The organism is Enterobacter sp. MG-EB028 (assembly GCF_056673305.1).
The window spans coordinates 1-21,509 of sequence record NZ_CP195080.1 but is presented as its reverse complement, the minus strand read 5'-3'; the positions used below and the strand labels follow the sequence as shown (position 1 = coordinate 21,509).

Genomic DNA, 21,509 nt, shown 5'->3' with positions numbered 1-21,509 from the left:
AGGTGTGTTTTGCTGTATGGACGAACCACGGGGCTGGGGATTGGGGTCAGCCGGTAAGGAAGTTGTCACGGTTCTGTTTTCTGTGACAGGGTCTTTCGTTTTTTCTTCAGGTACATCACTTCGTCACATTTGCAGATCATCTCCGCCAGTGTCACATACTGGTCTGCATTATTGATCAGTTCGCCAAAAGAATAATTGATGTTGTAGGGCTTACCCGAGGTGTCATTGTAATGATCCAGACTAGCGTTCAGCGACTGCAGAAAAGAGCCGGTATTCCCGTTTCGCCGGATCAGGGCGGCAAACTCATCTCCGCCGAGGCGGCCTGCAATTTCGCCAGGTTCGAGGTGCTGATGTAAAAAGCCAGCGAAGACCTTAAGCACCTCGTCTCCCTCAGCGTGTCCCCAGAGATCGTTAACCGGTTTGAACTTGTCCAGACCGAAATAGATAAGGCTGAACGATGCATCCTGCTGGTTAATCGTGCGGAAAAGTTTTTCGCCCGCACGATAGAACCCGCGACGGTTAAGAATGCCCGTCAGGCTGTCCGTCATGGCCATGCTTATGGCCTCGAGTTCGTCTTCCACAATGCAGGCAGGTCCCGGAGGGACGCAATGTCCTCATCCGTGAAGGCGCGGGGAGATGTGTGGATCAGGCACAGTGTACCGGCCACTGAGCCGTCAGGGAGGCTCACCGGCTGGCCTGCATAGAAACGGATATGTGGCTCACCGGTGACCAGAGGATTGTCATGGAAACGCGGGTCAGCAGCGGCATCGTGAATGATGAAAGGACCCTTGTGCAGAATGGCATGTCCGCAAAATGAAATATTACGCGGGGTTTCGCGGACGCCGACGCCCTGGCATGCGAGCAGCCACTGACGCTCGCGATCCAGCAGGCTAATCAGGGCCACCGGCACCTGAAAGGCTTTACGGGCCAGTCGCGTCAGGCGCTCAAAGCGTTCATCGTCACGTGTATCCAGAAGGCCGGTAATATACAGGGACTTCAGACGCTGTTCTTCATTTTCCGGAATGCCGGGTGTCTGCATGTACGTTCTGCCTGAATAAAAGTCAAAGGAAAAGGAGCTTCTGAATGAGTATAGCTCAAAGGTGTTAACCTGCCCTTAACCGCCAAGGTTCATTGAGGATATATTCAAAAGTTGGAGTCTATGGTGCTTTTTCATAAGAAAACCAAAAGTTAGCAAGCAGATTGGACTGACCCCGCCCCGGTAGACGATCCTGCCCTATAGTGGACTGAGGTAAGCATATCCCCTCTGTTAAGGTAATCTAATTCAGTAAACCACTACACTATTCAGTTTGAGGACTTTCTGTGTCACGGTTGACTAGGTGCAGAGGTGCATATCGCGGATTTTGCGGCGGGAGTGGGCCCTACAGGCGGCTTCCGTTATCCGACCAGTACGGTACACCTCATTGAAACCGGCCTTTGTATCGGCCTGCAGAACGCCGCTGAAGCCAGCAAGATGGAGCTGCGTGTGTAGGCCTTTTCAGTCCAACAACAATCGAACTACGCGACCGGTGCAAGCTATAACCTTGCGTTGTGGTCATCATCTTGATGACTTTAATAAAATCGAGTTACATCCTCCATTTTAGAATGGGCAATTGAATATTCATGAGGTGTTATTCGGGTTCTCTCTCTTGCTATATTCGCAGCTCTCTTGTCGCATTGTGAGAAATCCATAGGATTCATTCCCTCTGTTATTTCACAGCCACCTCGATAATGAAAGTTAAAGGTTTTAGGAATAATCCCGGAGTAAAAGCGGCTTGAATATTCAGCTATACCTCCGTGTTTTTTTATGAAATTAACAATTTCATATCCAATATAGCTACTAGGCGTAGAGCACCGTAGGTAACTTTGCTTTCCATCTCCGCCAAAAACTGTAGCTTTAAGTCCCTTAATATTAATACCTTTTGCTTCCAAGGCACCTTTAATATCCATCAAATTTTTTTGTAAACCCAATGCTGAATCAAAATGTGCGCACAGAATATAATCTTGTTTCTCTGATAAAGCATAAAGTCCTAGGCAGGATTGTACTGCAGGCATTGACAGATTAAGCCCAGCTGTTTGAAAAATCCCATACTGCCCCTGAAATATAACAACCCTCATGTAAGTAAATACCTTCTTTGTTGATAAAACATGATGATAAACAATACAATAGCGTAAGTTATTAAAATCGATTTATTTTAGAGGCCAAATTTCCTTAGAGGTCATAGCATCTCTAAGCTTGTTAAACGTAAAAAATCATAATGCTATCGGTCAATACGGACAGGTGTAATTACCATCCTGCGCCTGCTTCCAGGGATAAAATCAAGCGACGCTGTCGGTGCTCTTTAAGGTGAGTGCTTCCGGTAAATATCGTTGAGCACGACCAGCATTACGTCTAAAAATATAATAAATATTGGCTTTAAATAAATATAGATAACAGTATATTATTTTTACAATGTTTTTCGCTCGTTCCACGCATCTGTAAACTTCACGTTACCGTCTACGTAGTGCCAGGTGATTTTTTCGTAATTTAGACTGACGTGTTCCACATGGTTAAGCTGTGAACTTGAAAGTTTCGTGTTAGGAATAGAAGTATTTACACTCGTAACCTTCACTTTTTCAAGAAGGATTATGTAATAACATACCTCTTGCCCCGCATCGTTAATTTTATAAAAACGGACTTCGGCGGATTGCAAAGTCTGTCCAGTAACTGCTGCGCGGTTAAGATAGGGCGAAGAGCGATCAATTTCCTTTTCAAGCATCATCGATGAATGCTGACGTGTGCCAGTGATTTTACCGTTCGCCCAGTCCACTGGCAGTGTCAAGCCATGGGATAACCCGATAATTTCAATACTACCTTCTCGATTCTGAACATCAACAGAGCCCTTGATGTCCGTACCACCATCATCTTTGATCCACATATTCGCAGGTATTGGCATTTTCAATTTTCCTCAGGTTGCTAGTTAATACTTTTAGAGATTGGATGTTTTTTTCTCGGAGATTAAATATCTTCCCACCTCAATCTGGTATGATGTATTGATATCATGTTTTAGGCAGATGAGATGCCGTTTAGGTCGAAGTTTTACATCAAAATTTAAATAATGTGAGGGTTGCATATTGAGCTCTTCAGATTATACTGCGGGCCCAGCAAACACTACCAGATGGCATCCATATCCCAATCGAAGCGACGAGTCTCTATTTCTTCCTGCTCAAGTTGTTTGCAACAAGTGTTCCGGTAAAATATCCGCATGCCCTCGGGTCTGATAGAGACAGACACCTTCACAGTAAGTGTTCAGACGTTGTGGCAGGATGATATGGATTTGCCATGTAACGCTCTGGTTGTCGACTCCAAGACTCGCTACCGAACATCGTTTTGCTTGTAATAGGGACCAAAGCACATGCTATCGGGTTGGTAGATTTTGGATTTTTTGCTGAAAGACCGCACCTCGGACGCTTAGAAAATAAATCTGTCAGTTCACCTTGTCTGTGAGTGAGCATGATAATTCAGGGATGAAAAACGTCATAAAACGCCCGCAACAGTTGCGACAGACGCTCCCGGTCATAATTAGCGAAGTAAAGAGCGCAGCCTGCCGCATTCATCAGCACACCTGTTGTGTTAGCCAGTGCCTCACCAAAATGCCCTCTATTAAGAGCGTCTAACGTATCGCGGGTAAATACGGCACTTTCTCGAAGAGATGAGCTAGCCTCTGTTCGCATACCGCCATGGACCTGACGGACGTTGTCAGCAATAGTGCTGAGAGAACGTGAACTGAGGCCAATACCGAACTGTTTCAGCGTCTGATTGATGCAGCCTACTGCCGGGATGTAAACCGAACCAGGCGTATAATGGTTGCTTACCACTGATTCCAACTCATCGCGACGGGCAAGCCTTGGATTATCAAATACAGGCATTGTTCACTCCATAATTAACATATGATCAGCAGGGGTTACACAGCTAAGTACCTGTCAGGCAGTCTCACGTTCATTCCAGGAATCTGAATGAATGATGTTGCCATCTTTGTAATGCCAAGTGATTTTTTCGTAGCTCAACTGAATACTCTCCATATGGTTGAATTTCTCCGTCGCGGGATTTTTGACGTTATGCATCACAGGTGCAACACATACAACCTTCACGTTTTCCAGTTTTGTGTTGAAATATTCCTCTTCCTGCCCGGCATTATTAATGCGATACCACTTAAATTCAGCAGAGTTCAGTGTCTGCCCTGTTGTCACTGCCTTATACAGGTACGGAGAAGACGAATCGTATTCCTTCACAAACACCACGGGAGTGTGAATGCGAGTACCGGTCAAGTTACCGTAATTATTACTTGTCGGAATGGTTAGAGAGTGTACAAACTCAATAGCTTCGATACTACCCTCTCGATTCTGCACATCAACAGAACCTCTGATGTCCGCTCCACAATCATCTTTTAACCATAAATAAGCTGGAATTGCCATGTGAAAAACTCCTTTACTCGTCGAGTTTAGTACTTATCTCTAGTGATAACAGCGAGATTAACGTCCAGTGCAATACATTCATTCGTCCGCAAAATCTGACCAATTTCGATACGGCGGTAGAGCAAACGCCTGTTCGGCACCTTATTAATTGTGAACAGAAGGCCTGCGCCACAGCACTGGGAAGAATTAAACATACTATCCCCTATTTTATAATGTAATGAAATGTTCAATGCCAGTCAGGAATTAATAATATAGCACCTACAACTAATGCTATAAACCAAAAAGACGGAATATAAAATCGAGCGCATTCCATTCTCTAGCATGCCGACACTGTATTGTTAGAAGCTTGTCTTTTTCAGACGAAGCCGAATAGCAAGAGTTTAGAAAACTTTTACTATGGAACGGAAACAAATATATGTAACAATGTTTTGCTGGAGAGGTTGTTGATAAACACAGATCAACTCTTTTAGATAAAAAAATCGCATGTGTAATTTCTCCAATCCCCACGAGATAAGGGTTTATAAGAGGTGATAAATGAAATCCAGGAATGGTTTTGTGCAAAAAACAATCAATCACACGAAACGTCTGAATTTTTTTAAGCCAAATGAGATACGCAATGCGATTTAACACGTGAATACAGCTGATATATTAACAAATTCTCTTTTTATCATTGATTAGTTGCGGTAAAAAACGGGAGAACAGCGTCATGCAACTGAAACCGATTAAAGTTGTACGCGGCTATAAAGCGCCACCTCGTATCACTGTCAGGCCTTCAGGAGTAGCTGCTAATGGCGTGCAGCGGCAGTTTACCGTTGTCTGGGCCAATCAGGTCTGTTTCATCAATATTAATTATAATGCATCCAGAGTTAAGGGCGAGTGTCGAGGCTCAAATGAACCACTAGTCTTTCTGGTATATTGAATCGGTAATTCATGACGAGAAGCCCAACATTCCCACTGGGTGTGGTGGTGGAGAACCTGAGCGGTAATAACCTACAGCATACCCGCAGGGTGATGTAACAACGGGGATTAAGGCGAGACCATTAAGCCGAGACGATCCTCAAGATTGAGTGCCGAAAGGCTGAAGAACATGAACACGTTAAAACGCCTGTGTGGGTTCAAAATGTCACCACGGCATATTTGGTCTGACAGGCCGTGCAGAAGACACCAACATTGATAGATATGCAATGTTAATCGAAAGTGTTTTGATATGTAAGCAGAACAACGGGACAACAAGCCCTATCACGGGCACGTTGCTGACTTCTTCCAACTTGATGCTAGCAAAGACAAAGATTGTGATGAGCAGCATGCTTAGAATATCTGAGTCTAGGTAGGTGAACGTGGGGAGGTCAGCGATGGATGGTAAGGGGGAATGGTTCCGATGACGCCCTGACTTACGGAGATTCCGTAGTAGTCCGCGATGGTGAAAGCCCATTAAATGGCGAAGGGAAGCAGTTTAAATGTGTTTACTGCGTGAGTTAACTAACGTAATGAGGTGAAGCCCTTTAATAATCAGTGAAAAGCTATGTAAGTTTGCCATATGGATACAGGGTGATTGGAGTTGCCCCCGCTAAAACGGACACGTTTAATTTATAGCAAGTAATGAACTTCTGTATTCCCTTGGTGACTGCATCTTCAGCCCTTTACGGGGATGTCAGTCATTATAGACTTCCATCCATTCCGCCATTTTTTCCATTACGATTACTGCATCCGGCAGGTCATTCATATACACGTAGTCACGCTTGAACGTTTTCACGAACGATTCTGCCATCCCATTGCTTTCCGGACTGCGCACTGGCGTCGTACACACGATGAACCCGAGTGAGGCAGCGAACGTTCTTGTTGCGTCCGCTATGCAGCAACTCCCGTTATCAGTCAGCCACTCAACGGCGTGCGGCAGGTAAATTGTATTTCCAAAGCGCTTTTCTGCACTCTCTGTCAGCAGACCCTGCACCATAACGCTGTATATCCAGCCTGTTGTCGCCGACCAACTGATAACTTCGCGATCACAGCAATCAAGGCTGAACACCACCCGCACGACTTCCTGATTCCAGCAGCGGATTTCGAAGCCATCTGAACACCAGCGCGTATCTGGATTCAATGTCACGACGTCGCCGGTATGACAGCGCTCTGGCTTTTTATGGCCTGATTTTGCCAGCAACAGGTTATTCGCCTGCATGATCCGGTAAATACGTTTGGGTTAACCCGCCAGTTTTGTTCCTTCAGCGCACGATTGAGGTGTGCAGTCACGCGACGATAGTCGTTCGTCACCCGCTCACTGCATATCTGGCGGATAAGTGGCAACAGTCGGGCGTCATCGTCTTTGTTGTAGCGGGCTGACCGGTACTGGCGTTTCTCCAGCAGCCGTTCATAAAGATTCGAACGCGATACCTGTAGTATTTCAGCTATTCGGATGAGGGGATATCGTCCGGAGGTAGCAATGGCATGCGCGATATCAACTTTTTTGCCTGTGCTATCTCAAGCACGTCCCGAAGGATTTCGGCTTCCATCGTTTTGCGCCCCAGCATCTGCTCAAGCTGTTTATTTTTTTTCTCCAGCGCTTTAACTTCAGAGATGCTGACCACCTTTTTGCCAGCGGCGATCGCTGATTTCCCCACCATCATTCATGAGCCGTTTCCACTTAAATAGAAGACTGGGTGTGATGCCATATTGCCGGGCAACGAGTGAAACGGTGTAGCCGGGCTGCATGGCGAGCGCAAAAAACAGGCTTTCTCTTCGGGAGTATAACGACGGCGCTTTTGCTCGCCAGTGATAACTTCGATTCTTTGCACAGGGCACTCCTTAAACATAGTTCTATGATTATCTCTTACTGGTGAAGTGTCTGGTTTAAACGGGGGCTATTACAGTGATGCAGTAACTTCGGTATTCATACATGTACATATAAATGCGGATTATGGCGTGCTTTTTAAATTCAGTTTTCTTCTAGTGCTAGAAGTATAGATTCATTAATAACGATGGGGATATAATATGTGTATTTATAGTAATCTCTAATACCGCCTATACTTTCTCTTCGTGATATATCATACCCTTCTTTTCGTATGGCACCAAATTGAAGAAAGATAAGATCGTATATGTTTTTCACCATGGGAAAAGTATCTTGTAATTTCCCCACCCAAGAGAAACAAAGGTAATCTCCTTTTAAAGACAAATCACTTCCGACAGGCAGTTTATATTTGTCATTCAAAATGCATGGAGTTATTGTTATCTCATAAGAAGTTTTGTCATATGCTTTGAATTTGACACATGTCCATAGTTCATCTTGGTTAATACTATATTCCTTACAAAACTGGCTTTTAACAGCCTCGATTAATTCAAAATGACTTTTCATGATGTCATCAATAGAGCGAGTAAAAACAAAGCGCATGCCTTTGGCATGGGTGTTATGGTCAAACAAGCTAACAAAGGAACATGATAAATATTTTTTTGCAATTTTAATTTGAGGTTTAAAGCCGCCGATTAATTTTCTTTCATCAGTGTGATTAACACAAGACTGGATATTTCCAGTTAATTTTAGAAAATGCCTCTTAAAGTTATGGCTGTCTTTTATATTATATTTATGGCATATTTCTGTATATGTGCCAGTGGTGTATTTCAGCTCAATATAGATTCTGTAAGCTCGAATGATTTTTATATATTCAGAAGGGCGTTTTTTTGTGTAATCAACAAAAAGACGAGTTAAATGTCTTTTGCTATAACCAGAAATCTTTTGTAACTCCATCACGGTAATAATATTAGGTGATTTATTTCCGATGTAGCTTAAAAGCTTATAAATAACTGAGAAAGAGAAATTTTTTTCATTCTTTAACATGTTATCACACCTAATTAATTATGTCAGCACAAAGTAATATACAATAATTATTGTCTGTTGACAATTTCAATACGTATGCTTTTGATGATTGTATTTATATGGGTATCTAAACTGAATCGCCACGGGTTTAACAGACACCTATGAGTCATTTATGGACTGACCCCACGACAATAGACATTTCCTGTCCTCACGAAAAGGCCTGTTCAAAGGCCTCCGGACTGACGCCGCCGAGGTGTCTGTGACGCCGGGCCCGGTTGTGGAAGACTTCAATGTAATCGAAGATATCGGCCCGGGCCAGATCCCGGGTTTTATAGGTACGTATTCTAATCCGTTCTTTTTTTAGCGAACTCAAGAACGATTCGGTCACTGCATTATCCCAGCAGTTGCCACGCCGGCTCATGCTCGGTGCCAGGTTATTGGCTCAACAGAACCGTTGCCAGTCGTCACTGCCGTACTGGCTGCCCTGGACGCCCTTCTAAGAGTCAAGTCATTATTTGGGTACTGTTGATCTGCCGATTTTGATTTCGCAGCAGCGTATAGACTTCACGTGAGATACAGCGCTTGAGGCAACGCAGTGCTTCCATTTTAGAATGACATTCTGCTACCCGCTTTGCCACATATTCCTGTGTTCTCGCGTCTGTCCGTAATCGACCGATCGCGATAATATGCAGGGCACAATTGGCTGCGCGATCACCGCCACGATTAAGTCGGTGCCGGTTCGTTTTTCCGGAAGATACCGGGACAGGGCTTACGCCACACAGCGCCGCAAAGCCGGACTCAGAGTTCAGACGCTGAGGATTATCACCTGCAGTGATCAACAGCTGCGAAGCGCATTCATATCCCACCGCTTTACGTTTGATAAGCTCAGGTGCCAGCTCATCGGCTATTGACGTTATCATGACGTCCAGATCGGCTATTTCGTCATGGAGCTCAAGATATCTGCGGGCCAGCGATTTCAGGGAGTTATCTGATCTACTGAGTGCAGATAAAGGCGTTGGGGCTGCGACTGTTGCTGTATTGCTGGCTGAAGTTCCTGGGCTTGGTTCGCTCTCTCGACGTGAAATTAGCGCTCTTATTGGAGTTGCTCCAGTAAACAGGGATTCCAGTACGATGCGCGGTCGCCGAACAGTATTCGGAGGGCGAGCTTCCGTCCGTACAGCTCTCTATATGTCAGCTCTGGTTGGGATGAGGCACAACCCGGTAATTAAAGAGTTCTATACACGCCTGGTTGCCGCACGAAAGCCCAAAAAAGTTGCACTGACGGCGTGCATCAGAAAATTACTGACCATCTTGAACGCAATGCTGAAAAAGAATGAAGCATGGGATCCGATGTATCACCAGCATGCTTCGTAGTCGCGCCCGAAAGACAGTTGCTATGCTCAAACTATAGGGCAGGATCGTCTACGGGGGCGGGGTCAGTCCAACAACGGCTCAGAAGTGCCTAGATTATCCGTGGCGATTCAAACTTAACAAAATCACAGCATGTTAACAGATTGTTTCTGGTTTAGAAGAGGGAGACATTACATGCTACGGCCTGCATGGATGTCTATACTATTAGATACACATTTTTTGTTGTTCATTTTAAAAAAAGTTAAAGTTGAGTTGTACATTCATTATGTATATTTTGAGAATAAGTTTTTTAACTTTTAGTCTTCTGTCCTTGTCTTTATTAGTTGAAAGAAGAGCAAAAACTCTAGCGTTAACAAACCAAGATTCAGTCTTGGAGTCTGACACTTTTGTTTATAATGATGTTGATATAGATAATAATTCAACACTCAACGTCATATGTGGTGATGTGATTTTCTCCTTTACGGCTGCGGGGTAGGTTACGGGGCAGGCATTGTAAACATCGAAGAAGGAGGTATGACTTATTCAGGTGGGATTATCGGAGTCGACGGAGGACGTGCGCATGTCTTCATATCAAGTGAAGATAGTATATGGAATGCATCTCAATATTTTATGATTGCTCCCGATGAAACATCTTTTGCTGAGCTAGATATTGTTGATGGGGGTAGCCTAATTGCGCCAACAGTGAATGCAGGCACTGGAACTACAATTATTAACATTGGAAGTTTTGAAACAACTACCCTTGGGTATTTGATAATCGATAAAGTTATTTTATGGTCACATAAATTATGAGCATAGCGATAATAACTATACTGTTGATTATGGTTTTTCTGGTTCTGGTAACAAGTTTCTTACCGGAGGCATAACCTTTTTTCTGGGGAAACACTCTTAGTGATTATACCGTTGTAGACAAAGCAACGTTTAGAGCGCTAGACGTAAATGTAATGAGGGCATCATCTGAACACTTTATTTCTTCCAACGGTCTGATTGATTTGAATGGTTTCAGTCAAATCACAGGGGCAATAAATAATTCGGGTATAATTTATTTTAACGAAAGTGGCTCAACAGCTGGTACAACCTTAACCGTGAATGGTGACTATCATGGCCAGAATGGAAATCTCGTTTTCAACAGTGCTCTTGAGGGCGACGATTCGTTATCTGATACACTTCATATCACTGGAAATACAGATGGGGTTTCAAATGTACAAGTGCATAATTTAGGAGTTAATGGGGTGCAAATACAGGTATTCGTTACGAATTCTAGTTTAGATATACAATCTAAGATGTTTCATAATTTTAGTGTGTAACCTCCCGGCAACATTTCTTTCAACATTGAATGTAATTTACAGTTATTTTAATACTATGAACAATATATCAATAATGAGTGACTGCACCTATATAAATATCGTTTCAGATCACTTGCTGCGATTTCTCGTAGATGATTTTCAAAACCACAGTGATAAATCAATTTGCATATTCTTTTTAGTCGGGGAGTTGAATGAAATTAGTCAAATTCATGATTTATTATATAATGAAGAAAATTACTTCTTGCTATTCACTACAGAAAAGAATTTGCGATTTATGGCTTCTTTGAAGCTCTCGAAAAATATTTCTTTTTTTAATTTAAATCTTCAGCTCACGCAAGTTTATAAAAAAATAAAGCAGTGTTTGAATATTATTATTGATAATGAAGAAAATTTTTATAAAAAAAAGTCTAAATTAAACCTTACAAAAATGGAACGCGATGTGGTTCTTCTTTATGTTAGTGGCGTGCCCATTTATAATATCGCGAAAAAGAAAAGCCATTCCACTAAAACAACATACTCACAAATAAGCTCTTCTATAAGTAAATTAGGGCTTCGAACTAGAGTTGAACTTTTCAAAAAATCAAAAATTATAAAACAATGTTCAGATGAAGGTTTTTTTTGATTCCTAGATTACTAAATTGTAATCATTTGCAAATAATCACTATAAGCTTAGGCAAATGTTGCGTACTGCTCTGGCTTGATTGATAATTATTTTTTTGGTATGTAACATCGCTACGCCTACCCTTAAGGAGCTTGAAAGCAATGATTATGGTTACGAAAGAAATCACTAACAATTTGATAAAATCTATTTTTTCGTATAGATGTAAAATCAGAAGATTATGACGTTTATTTTATTAAAATAATTAGCTTGATGATGTAATATCTATTTGGATTGTATAAAAACACAGACAAATTTTCAAGACGTTGTGTTTGGCTCATGGCCTGCCGGGCTTGCCCGGCTTTTTTTTATTACTGATACAAAGCTCCATAGGTTAACCATTGGCGAGAAAGGAGGGCATGAACATCCCCCCAGTATTAGTTACAACTATCCGTTAGTAATGTAGGTTTGTTTACCTTCACATTTTCCAATTCTCCACCGTGCTGAAAACTCTAATGGCGTCTGATAATCCAGTGCCGAATGTGGCCGACACTCGATATAATCCTGTCGCCAGTCGTCAATGATTTTCCTGCCGTGAACGATCTCGCTGTACCAGTGTTCATTCAGACATTTATCGCGAAATCGTCCGGTAAAGCTCTCAATAAATTCGTTCTGCGTTGGTTTACCCCGCTGGATTAACTGTAACTCAACACCATGCTCAGAGGCCCATAGATCCTGTGCGCAGCAGGTGAACTCCGGCCCCTGGTCCGTTCTTATCGTGGTCGGATAGCCTCGAAACAGTGCAATACTGTCCAGAATACGTGTTACCTGAACGCCTGAAGTTTCTAATGCGGTGATAATTCTCAGGCACTTCTTTATAACGTCGTCCACATAGGTCAGGCACTTGATCCTGCCACCATTGGTCAGCGTCATGACTAAATTCATTGACCTGGTCAGAGGTGGTGTCGGAAATGGCGTACTTATGGCAGAGCTAGCAGGCATAAACCCCGGCTTCAGCCTCGCGGAGGATACTGATGATCTGTTCGGAGGAAAAACGTTTCATCATGGGGATGTCCTCATGTGGATTATGAAGACATTACTAACATCGGCGTTGCCGCCGCAGCCTGTAACTCAGTATTTACGAATCGCAGCTCTACGCATGGTGCAGTAAAATTAATAATACAACATCAAAACCATTGCTGCCAACCTGCGCCATCAGGAACTGCGGCAAAAGCCAGACGGTAGTTCAGTCAGGTCAGCTACCTGGTCTTTCTGCCCTGCACCGTAAAGCGTCACGTCGCCCATCCTCACGCCTGCTTCTTCACTGTTGTGTATCCAGTTTGCGGCCAGATAAGGTTTCCAGACACTGTCCTTGCCCGAGCGGTGCTCCATAAAGCCCTTCACGCCCACCCGGCTCTGTACGTTGTTATCCCCCCTACCTGAAACTCGAGTCCCGTTTGTTTCACGATGTTCATCCATCTTAACATCGTTCCACACAATCTGAGCCTGAGGCTGAACAAAGAACGTATTCTGCTCCGTTCCCCCAGTCAGGAACGGTATACCCCCCTTCCAGCGAAACCTGCAGCCCGCCGGAATCATATTTCTCAGCGGGCAATCCCTTTTCCTGCACTTCATTGCTGAACCAGGCATACTGCACCCAGCTGTCAAGGTAAGCCCCGATTTTCTGGTCAGCATTATGATACCAGGTGCCATAGACCCCCGCACTGTAGCCGCTGACGCTGCCCTCAGACCGGTAATCTGTCAGGGATGAGGTGGTTGTGCTGTGGCTGCTGCCGTATCCCGCCATCAATCCGGTACGCCACCTGTCCGTACCCGTGAACGAGCCGCTGAGGACAGCCCCGCCCAGCTGTACCGCATAACGGTTCTCACGGGTATCGAGCTGCTCAGTAGCTTGTTTGCTGTCCAGGTGGCGGCCTTCTGTACGTAATCACATACTGGTTATCTTCTCTTCGCCCGTCAGCATATCGGTATATGCCTGCATACCATCGCGGTCTTCAAGGCGTGTAATGAGCATTTCACGGGCAGCAGCAAGGTTAGTGATATAACTGCCCGAACCCGGACGGACTTAGTGGGTGCCCGCCCAGGTTGTTGACCTGAACGTAGCTGTTGCCTGCCGCATTTCCCTTGACGTGCAGCCTGTCAGAGAGTGAGTTATCCCCCTCCAGAACCGAGTTGAACACCAGCGTCCCGCCATCACCGATATACTCATTCATCGTGAGGGGGGGCCCGACAGAAGACTGATGCTGATTAAAGAATACCGTACCGCCGTTAACCAGAGAATACACGGTCTGGTTATACCCGCTGAGATCAAGCGCCCCTCCGGTATGCACGGCGTAGCCGGACTTGTCACTGAATGCCCCTTCAGCCCCTGCCGCTAGGGTACCGCCCTGAACGGAGGTGGTTCCGTAATAGGTATTGTTTCCGGCCAGAGTGGTGTAGCCATGCAGGACATTAATGTTCCCGTAGCCGGTTACCGAGGAGACGAAGACGTAGTCTGCGTCCGTATGATTGAAGTTAATTTCACCCTGTTGTAGGGTATCGGTGTAAAGCGCGATGCGGTCAGCCTCCATCTTCCCGGCCCCGGTGGCTTCCTGACTGGCGGCCCTCCCGATATTAAGGGTGCCATTAATGAGGTGAATAACCGCGGCGTTCAGTATGCCGTGGTTACTGGCTGTGACCGTGCTGGTAGCACCATAAAAAGTGCCGACACTTATATAGTCCGCAGAGACGGACGCCCCGTTATCAACCGTCATGGTGCCGGTGGCGGTCGCGCCATCGCTATCGCCATAGCCGACATATATATCGTAGTTTGCAGAGACACTCCCCGGTTCAGGCTCTGATGCGCCCGCGCCGTTAATGGTCAGAGAAGCACCTCCAGGTGAACTGCTAACGAAAATGTCATCATTCCAGTTTTTCGCCCACCGTTAACTGGAGCTCCTCCTCCGGCCGGATTACTGTCAGGTCGGCCGCTCCGGCAGGGAAGGAAAAGCCGATGGTCAGCGATACAGCCAGAGGGGATAAATTAAAGCGCTGACTCTTTCCTGACTCAGAGACAGGCATTGAAGTAATTGAATTGAACACAGGTAGTTTACCAGTTAAACAGTTTTTGCCTGATGCACGCATGGTTAAAATCTGCCTGAACAGGTCGTTATCCACACAAAAGGACCGCAGCCCTTCTGGGCTGCGGAATTTTCGGTTTTCTTTTCTCGTCGGGTCAGGGGGCGGCTGAAGAAGTTCAGCCTGCGATGAGTCATCCTGATGTCGGCATCTGACTCTTTGTTTTAGAATGCATAGCGAACTTTCAAAAAACCGCCTAAGTTACGGTAGTCATCGGTTCCCATATGGCCACTAGCCCCACCGCCTATACTGAGTTGTTTTGTCAGTTGACCCTCAACACCCAGTTTCAGCTCACCAATATTTTTCACACCAGAAGTAGATAGTTTAATATCGTCCATCTTAACTCCATACTCATTGGTGTTATGATGCCAATTCATGGTGACATAAGGTTTCCACATAACCTCAGAACTTTCTTTACCGGTTCGGATTTCCATCCCAGCTTTTAAACCCAACCGTGTATGAATGTTATCAGTCCCTTCACTTTTAACCACTGTTCCGTTGCCTTCGCGGAATTCTTCAGCTTTAACACCATTCCAGATGGCCTGCGCCTGTGGTTCGATGATATAATCCAAGTTCTTGTTACCTGATAATACAAATGCATAACCTGTTTCCACAGATGCCTGCAAACCATCAGAATCATATTTCTCTTCCAACAGACCTTCTCCCTGTACGCTATTACTGAACCACGCGTACTGAAGCCAAGTATCAATCCAGGCCCCCCTGCGGCGATCAGCATATTCAAACCATGTTCCGTACAGTCCCATGGTATAACCATCCGCGTTACCTTTTGACTGATAGCCAGTTATATCTGAACGGGTACTGCTGTGGCTGTTACCATAGCCCGCCATGACGCCCAGACGCCAGTTATCCTCTCCGGTAAAGGAACCATTGATAACATCACCGCCAATCTGAATAATATAGCGATTTTCATCGGTGAAGAGTTGATCACTGCTATCTTTGCTGTCCAGATGGCGCCCTTCCGAGCGTAGCCACATACTTGTCTGTTTTTTCTCACCCGTAGTCAAATCAGTGTAGAGGTGCTCACGACCACGGTCTTCCATTCGAGTGAAGAACATATCTGTGGCGGCTAAGTTGCTAATATAGCTTCCGGCTTCCGGGCGAGTAATATTAACGCCCGGAGTGACTGGTAAAGTTGGGTCAACTGGGTCAACTGGGTCAACTGGGTCAACTGGGTCAACTGGGTCAACTGGCAAAGGGCCAGGGATTACTGGTGGTATTACTGGATCCACACCGCCATTACTACTTGTCAGATACCAGCTATTACTATTACCACTGTTACCTCCCTGAACTAAGTGATAATCATAAGCACCTGCAACAATCCGACCGTTTTGGCGGAATTCCGTTCCTTCTGCAATGTTACCGTCGATAGTTATTAGTTTTATTCCCTCTACGGTCTGAGAACCACTACCACCCAAGTTATTAACGGTGACAAATGTTTCTCCATCAGCGCTACCAGTAACATGAAGTGTATCAGTAAGCGAATTATCGCTTTCAAGTACACTGTTGAATACCAGACTGCCACCATTACCATGATAATCACCATTTACAGTGAGCTCAGTTCCAGCCGAATCACCGGTCTCATTGAAATAGATAGTGCCAGAATTATTAATTGTGCCCGTTGTTTGGCTGAATCCATTTAAATCAAGAACCCCTGTAGTAAGTAAAGAATATTCAGAAGATGCGCTTGTTACGTTTTCGTTTTGGGCTACAAACATAGCATTATCAATTACTGTAATTCCAGTGATGGTATTTCCCCCGTAAAAATTAGAAGTGCCTCCGCTAAGATACATCGCTCCATCACCTGAGAAATTGGAGTGAATTTCATAATCATTAGAGTTGTGATTCAATATAAATCGGGAGCTTTCACCCCCGAGAATTATATTTTCAACATTTAAATAACCAGGTTCAACAGCGTCAGACTGCCCCCCTATAATTATATTGCTTTCACCATAGCCAGTAGTAATGTTGTTAGCGCTTATTTTTGCTCCATCTGAAAGTGTGATATTTCCGATGGAACCCTCATCTGGAGCGACCTGAATAGTAGGAGCAACCCATTCAGAGCCTTCTCCCCTAATATCTACATAGCCTTTTCCTCCACCTACTCCAACGATGGTAGTCGAATATAACTTACCTCCATTCGATATATTTAAAAAACCAGTTCCAAATCCACCACCAACAGCAGTTTGTATTGAGTTAACACGCCCCCCATCAATATTAAAAACTGCGTAATCAGGTATATCGCTATTGGCAGCAGCTACATATAACCCCCCCAAACCTACATTCACAGTGGAACCATTAGTTACATACATTTCAGCCGCTTGACCTAATTCTCCTTTTAAATTTAACTGCCCTGTACTTAATGTTGAATTTCCGTCCATAATTACAGAAGCGTTGTTACCTAACTCAACGAAACATTGCTCACAATTGGAGACACTTGCACCATTTGTAAGGTGTAGTGTAGATGGAGCTGAAAGGTCGCCTCTCAAAACAATATGACTAGTTGCTTCAACATTTGCATTATCAACTGTGAGAGAACCATTTCCATTTATTTGTATGCTAGAATAAATAGTTGTTCCTGAGTCGATTGTTTGTTCTTCATTGGTTAAAGTCAATGAATCAATAGCAAAAGTTGATTTTGAAATAAATATAAACAAAAGGGCTGGGGTTGAGTTTGATATTAATTTTCTCACTGGAAAAACCTAATGTATTGAAGATTATAAGGGTGATAAAAAAGGTATTGCTTACCTAGTTCAAAATACCACATCATAAATTCTAGTGATCCATAAATGTCACATTCACCAACCTAGATAACATTTAATTAACAACCTGCTTGTTTTGAGGTACCTGGTTTCAGTTGCCACATACTGACCCCTGATCCGGGTTACGGGATACCGAAGGTGGGGTTCTTTAATACGCCCGATCTGTATATACACTGTCTGTCGCAGAAATCCCCCCCTTATACCATCACTCTGAAGATTGTCATTGAAGGCCTTATGAACGAAGACTGGACTAAAGGATGGAAGCCAGCCACAAAATATTCAGCAAACAATACAGATAATTAATGTACCATCTTCACCCATTTAAATGAGTCTATAAATTGAGCAAAATTTAGAACTCTAATATGAAATCTTATTAGGAATTTTCTTGTCATGCTAAATATAATATTCATGCGGCCGATAATAAGAGTGTAAGAAAGGGGGCGGTGTGAACGATTTTCATAATTTAAGTATTTGTATTCAGAATAAGGATGTGGCAGGCGCATTGCGCGTGCTGCGTGATAAATCAGAATTTGCGGTGCGCAAGATTCTGGAGAAACTCAAGATCAGGGTCACATCGCAAACCGGCAGGGCATTCTGGCATTATGTTCAGGGCTGGCTGTTAACCGCGTGTCGCCAGGGGAGTATACAGCATGAACCATTCAGTACCCGACGTTCTTCCCAAAATCCGGAATGCCAGCCAGCTCAGTCCCGCTGCTCTCGATATGGTCAAGCTTCTCGCACTTCTGGCCATGATTATCGACCACACCAATACGGTGTTTCTGTCGCCAGCCTGGCCGATGATGTATGCGCTTGGCCGGATGGCCTTCCCCCTGTTCACGCTTATATGGGCGATGAACGTACAGCGCACCCCGGAACGACTGCAGAAGAGAGCCAGTCGCCTGTGGATCTGGGCAGTCATCACGCAGCCGGTGTTCAGCCTGGCATTCTGCCATCACCAGCCCTGGTGGGCCCTGAACATTCTGTTCGTGTTTACCGGCGTCACGCAGCTGCTTGCCCTGCAGTACCGGCACGGCCGGAAAGGAATGCTCGCCGGATATCTGCTCCTGGCCCTCATGATTTGGCCACTGCAGCCGGCAAGCTACGGGCTGGCAGGAATAACGCTGGCCATCAGTATGGCAACGGTTTCTGGCAGCGATACACTCGGAGTACAGCGGCTGGCAGCCATAACTGCCGTGCTGTCACTGATTTGTTTAAACGGGTTATCGCATCTCCTGGATATGCCTGCAGAAACATTATTACTGGCCACGCTGCCTACTCTGGCATTCCCCCTGGCAGTGGTTTCCTTCTGCAGGCAAATCTGTCCGGAGGGCCGCAGGCGTTTCATGCCGCGTAATTTCTTTTATTATGCTTACGCCGGTCACCTGGGGATTATTGGTCTGGTACAGTATACTTTCGCCTGATAAGGGAGGACGTGATGGCTATCAGTAAATCAAGCGCCACTTTGGCTTTAACCCCCCATTCCGCAATTTTAAGCGCCATTGCGGGACGTGGCGTGCCGGATACTTTCCTGAAGAAATCGGGCCTGGTCCAGTACCACAGCCGTTGTGCTTCGGGTTTCAGCCTCAGGCCATACGCGCCGTAGACTTCGCTGAAGAGTGTGACAGCCTTATACGTCCCCAGCCCCTGCTGCCGGCTGAAGCCCAGAAATTCAGCGATCTCCATCGAGCCGTCAGCGAATATTCCCTCCGTCTGCTTATCACCGAGGAGGTTGTGCGCGGCTTTCCGTGAAATCGTGTTAAAGCCATTTACGACAATCACCGCGCCGGCCACTACGACGTCGACAGCTGAAATGATGTAACCCACAATTTTATTCTTATCCCGGACAACCTTCACCTCGGCATAGAGTTTTGCATAGCCGGTTTTGAGCGATCGGGACTGCTCCAGCAGGCTGGTATTTTCAGCCCGTAAGGCCCGCAGACAGGCCATACAGTCATCAACCGTTTTCGCCCGGCGTGCGGCCTCAAACTGGGCCATGATGAATGCTCTGATCTCATCCACAAACTGAATCCGGATGAAACCATCCTGGAGATGCATAGCCGCCACCGTGTTGGCCGTATTCACCAGTTTCCTGGCCTCCAGGTTGATCATGGTTTCCGCCCAGACACGGGAATTCTGGCCGGGTAAAAGCAACGTGTCCATTTTATCGCCTCGCTTATCTGTTTCTGAAAGCATATTCCCGAAACGAGTTTTGACAACAAAAAAGGGCACGCTACCCTGCAGAACTCACTGATGCCGCATCGCGGCATGGAGGCGCCAGCTGAAGCCAGACAGGGAGAGAAAGTCGATGGGCGCCGTGACCGGCGTAAGCCGCTGCGGTTTGAAAGGTTCTGCCTGTCCCATCCCTTACCCTGCAAAGCCATACCCGCTAACCGCCACGCCTGGTAGTGACGTGCGCGGTCGGAGTGAGCACGTCGAGGTCAGAGGCCGCTGACGGGCTGTATCTCCGCATTAGCGCCGTGAGGCGCTTACGAGCGTGTACAGCGGGCTTGCCGCGACGCTAACTACAGCTACTCTTGATACTAGTTACAACATCCCTCTTAAAGCGAGGGTGTTCCGGCCCGTCGGGCCGGGGCGGCGTCGGTTTAGCAGGGGTCAGGTAAGTATGCAGTGTTGGGTTCTGGCCAGAACGGGGCCCGGCGCTTGCGACGGGAGGAACTTTTGATTTTATTCTGAGCGCGAGGCCGTGAGGCCGCTGCATGCGAAGGCATTTTACGTTATCCACAGAGTAGCCGAAGACAAAGATCTACTCTTAAATGTAATGAACAGAGAGATAAAAAAGGTGAAGTAAGACTGTTTTGCGGAATGTCTTTTATTCATTACCGGGTTACTTCACTTATTCGTTTGCGGATTTCTGTGTAAAAAAAGAGACAGTGGCCATTGCGGGCCATAACGACCGACAGAACGTCATGGTGACCGGAAGAAAAAAGGAGTGAAGGATGAAAAATGAGCAGAATAGCCGAAAAAAACAAGCACGAAAAGCCCCGATGAGGGGCCTGTAAACAAGAAGACTGTTGTGTCGTCTGTGACTAGTCCGGTGGAGAAAGCGCCAGATCCAGCTGGTAAAGATGCTGGATGGCCAGCGCCTTCAGGCGCTCAGATGTGCACCAGTACGCTTCGTCAGGCGGCAGGGTGCGATAAATCCATTCAGACATTGCATGGAGTCGTTCATCTGCCGGCAGCTTAATCAGGTTGTTGGCACGTTTACGCTCCGCGCCTTTTTTGCGGCGGTAAACGAGTGCCTCCTGACGCTTACGGCCAGACCAGCATTTCCGCGCAGAGTGGGCCTGAACATCATCATGTTCGCTCATCACCCCTTCCCGGATCAGCTGCTCACGCTCGGCGCTCTGACGGAGCTTCTTCTCCTGCTCTTTAAACAGCTTGTCCATATCGACGCCCAGCATCTGGAATCCCACAGGGGTGATATAGACATACGTTGGCAGCCAGGTGCGGGATTCACGATCCCAGGCGCGTTCTTCCGCGAGACCCAGAACGCCAAACCGTACCTGTTCCTCAATAAGCCGTGAAAGGCGTGACACCGTCACCTCCGTTTCAGGAATGACATTGCCTTTTGCGTCCTTTGCACTGAGTTCTTTTGCAAGACGGGAGATACACATGCCGACGGTATGCTTGCCGGCATCACAGAAGCTGATGAGCACTGGCCAGAGCGCATCGAGCAGGCGCTGACGTTCCGGGCGGAAGCCATATTTACGTCCCGCCTTACGGCGGCCGGCGACATAGAGAGGGTGACGAGAAACATGCATGCGCAGGCTGACCTGCCCGGTTTCTTTGTCTTTTTTCACCAGGCGATTGTAGGCATGGCCGAGCTGTCCGGAGAGCTTTTTATAATGCTCCGGTCGATACCAGGCCGGGTTCTCACATTTGGCTTTTGTGGAATGTTCACCGCGTTTGCGGCGGGTCAGTTTTTTGACCGGTGCAATGAGGAAATTACCCTGAGTGCCGGCATCGACATCCTGCCAGAAACGGGTTAGCTCATCTTTCGGTAGATCTGACCAGTGAACAGAAATCTGATTGTCATTCAC

General features: G+C 45.9%; 17 protein-coding genes and 8 pseudogenes. 7 read left to right on the top strand and 18 right to left on the bottom strand.

Annotation, left to right across the window (positions count from 1 at the left end; translation table 11 throughout):
- Positions 1-65: 65 nt before the first annotated feature.
- The 6 genes and pseudogenes from ACR42C_RS23185 to ACR42C_RS23160 all read right to left on the bottom strand — a co-directional run bounded on the left by ACR42C_RS23185 (position 66) and on the right by ACR42C_RS23160 (position 4,452).
- Positions 66-1,039: pseudogene (locus ACR42C_RS23185) on the bottom strand (GGDEF domain-containing protein).
- A gap of 297 nt (positions 1,040-1,336) precedes the next feature.
- A pseudogene (locus ACR42C_RS23180) lies at positions 1,337-1,495 on the bottom strand (IS66 family transposase); the annotation flags it as partial.
- A 74-nt stretch (positions 1,496-1,569) separates the two neighbouring features.
- A complete protein-coding gene (locus ACR42C_RS23175) occupies positions 1,570-2,115 on the bottom strand; it encodes a hypothetical protein (RefSeq protein WP_252076396.1) in 546 nt (181 codons plus the stop codon).
- A gap of 329 nt (positions 2,116-2,444) precedes the next feature.
- A complete protein-coding gene (locus ACR42C_RS23170; RefSeq protein ID WP_252076397.1) occupies positions 2,445-2,933 on the bottom strand; it encodes an Hcp family type VI secretion system effector in 489 nt (162 codons plus the stop codon).
- A gap of 565 nt (positions 2,934-3,498) precedes the next feature.
- Positions 3,499-3,906, bottom strand: a complete 408-nt coding sequence (locus tag ACR42C_RS23165; RefSeq protein WP_252076398.1) for a hypothetical protein — start codon at positions 3,904-3,906, stop codon at positions 3,499-3,501.
- 54 nt (positions 3,907-3,960) lie between these two features.
- Entirely contained in the window at positions 3,961-4,452 is a 492-nt protein-coding gene (locus tag ACR42C_RS23160) for an Hcp family type VI secretion system effector (RefSeq protein ID WP_252076399.1), read from the bottom strand.
- Between the two features lie 676 nt (positions 4,453-5,128).
- Here ACR42C_RS23160 and ACR42C_RS23155 point away from each other — a divergent pair.
- A pseudogene (locus ACR42C_RS23155) lies at positions 5,129-5,305 on the top strand (IS3 family transposase); the annotation flags it as partial.
- 801 nt (positions 5,306-6,106) lie between these two features.
- Here the strand turns inward: ACR42C_RS23155 and ACR42C_RS23150 are convergent.
- From ACR42C_RS23150 to ACR42C_RS23135, 4 genes and pseudogenes are all read right to left on the bottom strand, one after another.
- Positions 6,107-7,241, bottom strand: a pseudogene (locus ACR42C_RS23150) (IS3 family transposase); the annotation flags it as partial.
- A 140-nt stretch (positions 7,242-7,381) separates the two neighbouring features.
- The gene (locus ACR42C_RS23145) at positions 7,382-8,278 is read right to left on the bottom strand and encodes a helix-turn-helix domain-containing protein (RefSeq protein ID WP_252076400.1); all 897 of its coding nucleotides are present in this window, start codon (positions 8,276-8,278) and stop codon (positions 7,382-7,384) included.
- Positions 8,279-8,465: 187 nt separating this feature from the next.
- Positions 8,466-8,744: pseudogene (locus ACR42C_RS23140) on the bottom strand (IS3 family transposase); the annotation flags it as partial.
- 16 nt (positions 8,745-8,760) lie between these two features.
- Positions 8,761-9,240 (bottom strand): annotated as a pseudogene (locus tag ACR42C_RS23135) (transposase); the annotation flags it as partial.
- Between ACR42C_RS23135 and ACR42C_RS23130 the strand changes: the two are divergent.
- From ACR42C_RS23130 to ACR42C_RS23115, 4 genes and pseudogenes are all read left to right on the top strand, one after another.
- Positions 9,227-9,631: pseudogene (locus ACR42C_RS23130) on the top strand (transposase); the annotation flags it as partial. The pseudogenes ACR42C_RS23135 and ACR42C_RS23130 overlap by 14 nt on opposite strands.
- 510 nt (positions 9,632-10,141) lie before the next feature.
- On the top strand, positions 10,142-10,417 hold the full coding sequence (locus ACR42C_RS23125; protein ID WP_252076401.1) for a hypothetical protein: 276 nt from the start codon (positions 10,142-10,144) through the stop codon (positions 10,415-10,417).
- A 152-nt stretch (positions 10,418-10,569) separates the two neighbouring features.
- Positions 10,570-10,932 carry an autotransporter outer membrane beta-barrel domain-containing protein gene (locus ACR42C_RS23120; RefSeq protein WP_252076402.1) on the top strand — a complete coding sequence of 121 codons (363 nt, stop codon included), beginning with the start codon at positions 10,570-10,572 and terminating at the stop codon, positions 10,930-10,932.
- 73 nt (positions 10,933-11,005) lie between these two features.
- Positions 11,006-11,554, top strand: a complete 549-nt coding sequence (locus ACR42C_RS23115; RefSeq protein ID WP_252076403.1) for a helix-turn-helix transcriptional regulator — start codon at positions 11,006-11,008, stop codon at positions 11,552-11,554.
- 423 nt (positions 11,555-11,977) lie between these two features.
- Here the strand turns inward: ACR42C_RS23115 and ACR42C_RS23110 are convergent.
- Positions 11,978-12,493: pseudogene (locus ACR42C_RS23110) on the bottom strand (integrase core domain-containing protein); the annotation flags it as partial.
- Between ACR42C_RS23110 and ACR42C_RS23105 the strand changes: the two are divergent.
- The gene (locus ACR42C_RS23105; protein WP_252076451.1) at positions 12,462-12,701 is read left to right on the top strand and encodes a hypothetical protein; all 240 of its coding nucleotides are present in this window, start codon (positions 12,462-12,464) and stop codon (positions 12,699-12,701) included. The pseudogene ACR42C_RS23110 and the gene ACR42C_RS23105 overlap by 32 nt on opposite strands.
- A gap of 44 nt (positions 12,702-12,745) precedes the next feature.
- On the opposite strand, the gene ACR42C_RS23100 is transcribed toward ACR42C_RS23105, so the two are convergent.
- From ACR42C_RS23100 to ACR42C_RS23080, 5 genes are all read right to left on the bottom strand, one after another.
- Positions 12,746-13,129, bottom strand: coding sequence for an autotransporter outer membrane beta-barrel domain-containing protein (locus tag ACR42C_RS23100; protein ID WP_458728468.1), 384 nt, complete (start codon positions 13,127-13,129; stop codon positions 12,746-12,748).
- Entirely contained in the window at positions 13,011-13,457 is a 447-nt protein-coding gene (locus ACR42C_RS23095; protein WP_252076448.1) for an autotransporter outer membrane beta-barrel domain-containing protein, read from the bottom strand. The genes ACR42C_RS23100 and ACR42C_RS23095 overlap by 119 nt, the downstream gene beginning before the upstream one ends.
- Positions 13,458-13,584: 127 nt before the next feature.
- Complete coding sequence (locus ACR42C_RS23090) at positions 13,585-14,304, bottom strand: autotransporter outer membrane beta-barrel domain-containing protein (protein WP_479985232.1); 720 nt, start codon at positions 14,302-14,304, stop codon at positions 13,585-13,587.
- 148 nt (positions 14,305-14,452) lie between these two features.
- Positions 14,453-14,707, bottom strand: coding sequence for a hypothetical protein (locus tag ACR42C_RS23085; RefSeq protein WP_252076405.1), 255 nt, complete (start codon positions 14,705-14,707; stop codon positions 14,453-14,455).
- Between the two features lie 125 nt (positions 14,708-14,832).
- Complete coding sequence (locus ACR42C_RS23080; RefSeq protein ID WP_479985231.1) at positions 14,833-17,379, bottom strand: autotransporter outer membrane beta-barrel domain-containing protein; 2,547 nt, start codon at positions 17,377-17,379, stop codon at positions 14,833-14,835.
- Positions 17,380-18,098: 719 nt separating this feature from the next.
- Between ACR42C_RS23080 and ACR42C_RS23075 the strand changes: the two genes are divergently transcribed.
- Complete coding sequence (locus ACR42C_RS23075) at positions 18,099-18,869, top strand: TraX family protein (RefSeq protein WP_252076407.1); 771 nt, start codon at positions 18,099-18,101, stop codon at positions 18,867-18,869.
- Here ACR42C_RS23075 and ACR42C_RS23070 read toward each other — a convergent pair.
- Positions 18,838-19,608: a DUF4225 domain-containing protein gene (locus ACR42C_RS23070; protein ID WP_252076408.1), complete on the bottom strand. Its 771-nt coding sequence runs from the start codon at positions 19,606-19,608 to the stop codon at positions 18,838-18,840. The genes ACR42C_RS23075 and ACR42C_RS23070 overlap by 32 nt on opposite strands.
- 887 nt (positions 19,609-20,495) lie before the next feature.
- Complete coding sequence (gene repA, locus ACR42C_RS23065) at positions 20,496-21,509, bottom strand: plasmid replication initiator RepA (RefSeq protein WP_063136861.1); 1,014 nt, start codon at positions 21,507-21,509, stop codon at positions 20,496-20,498.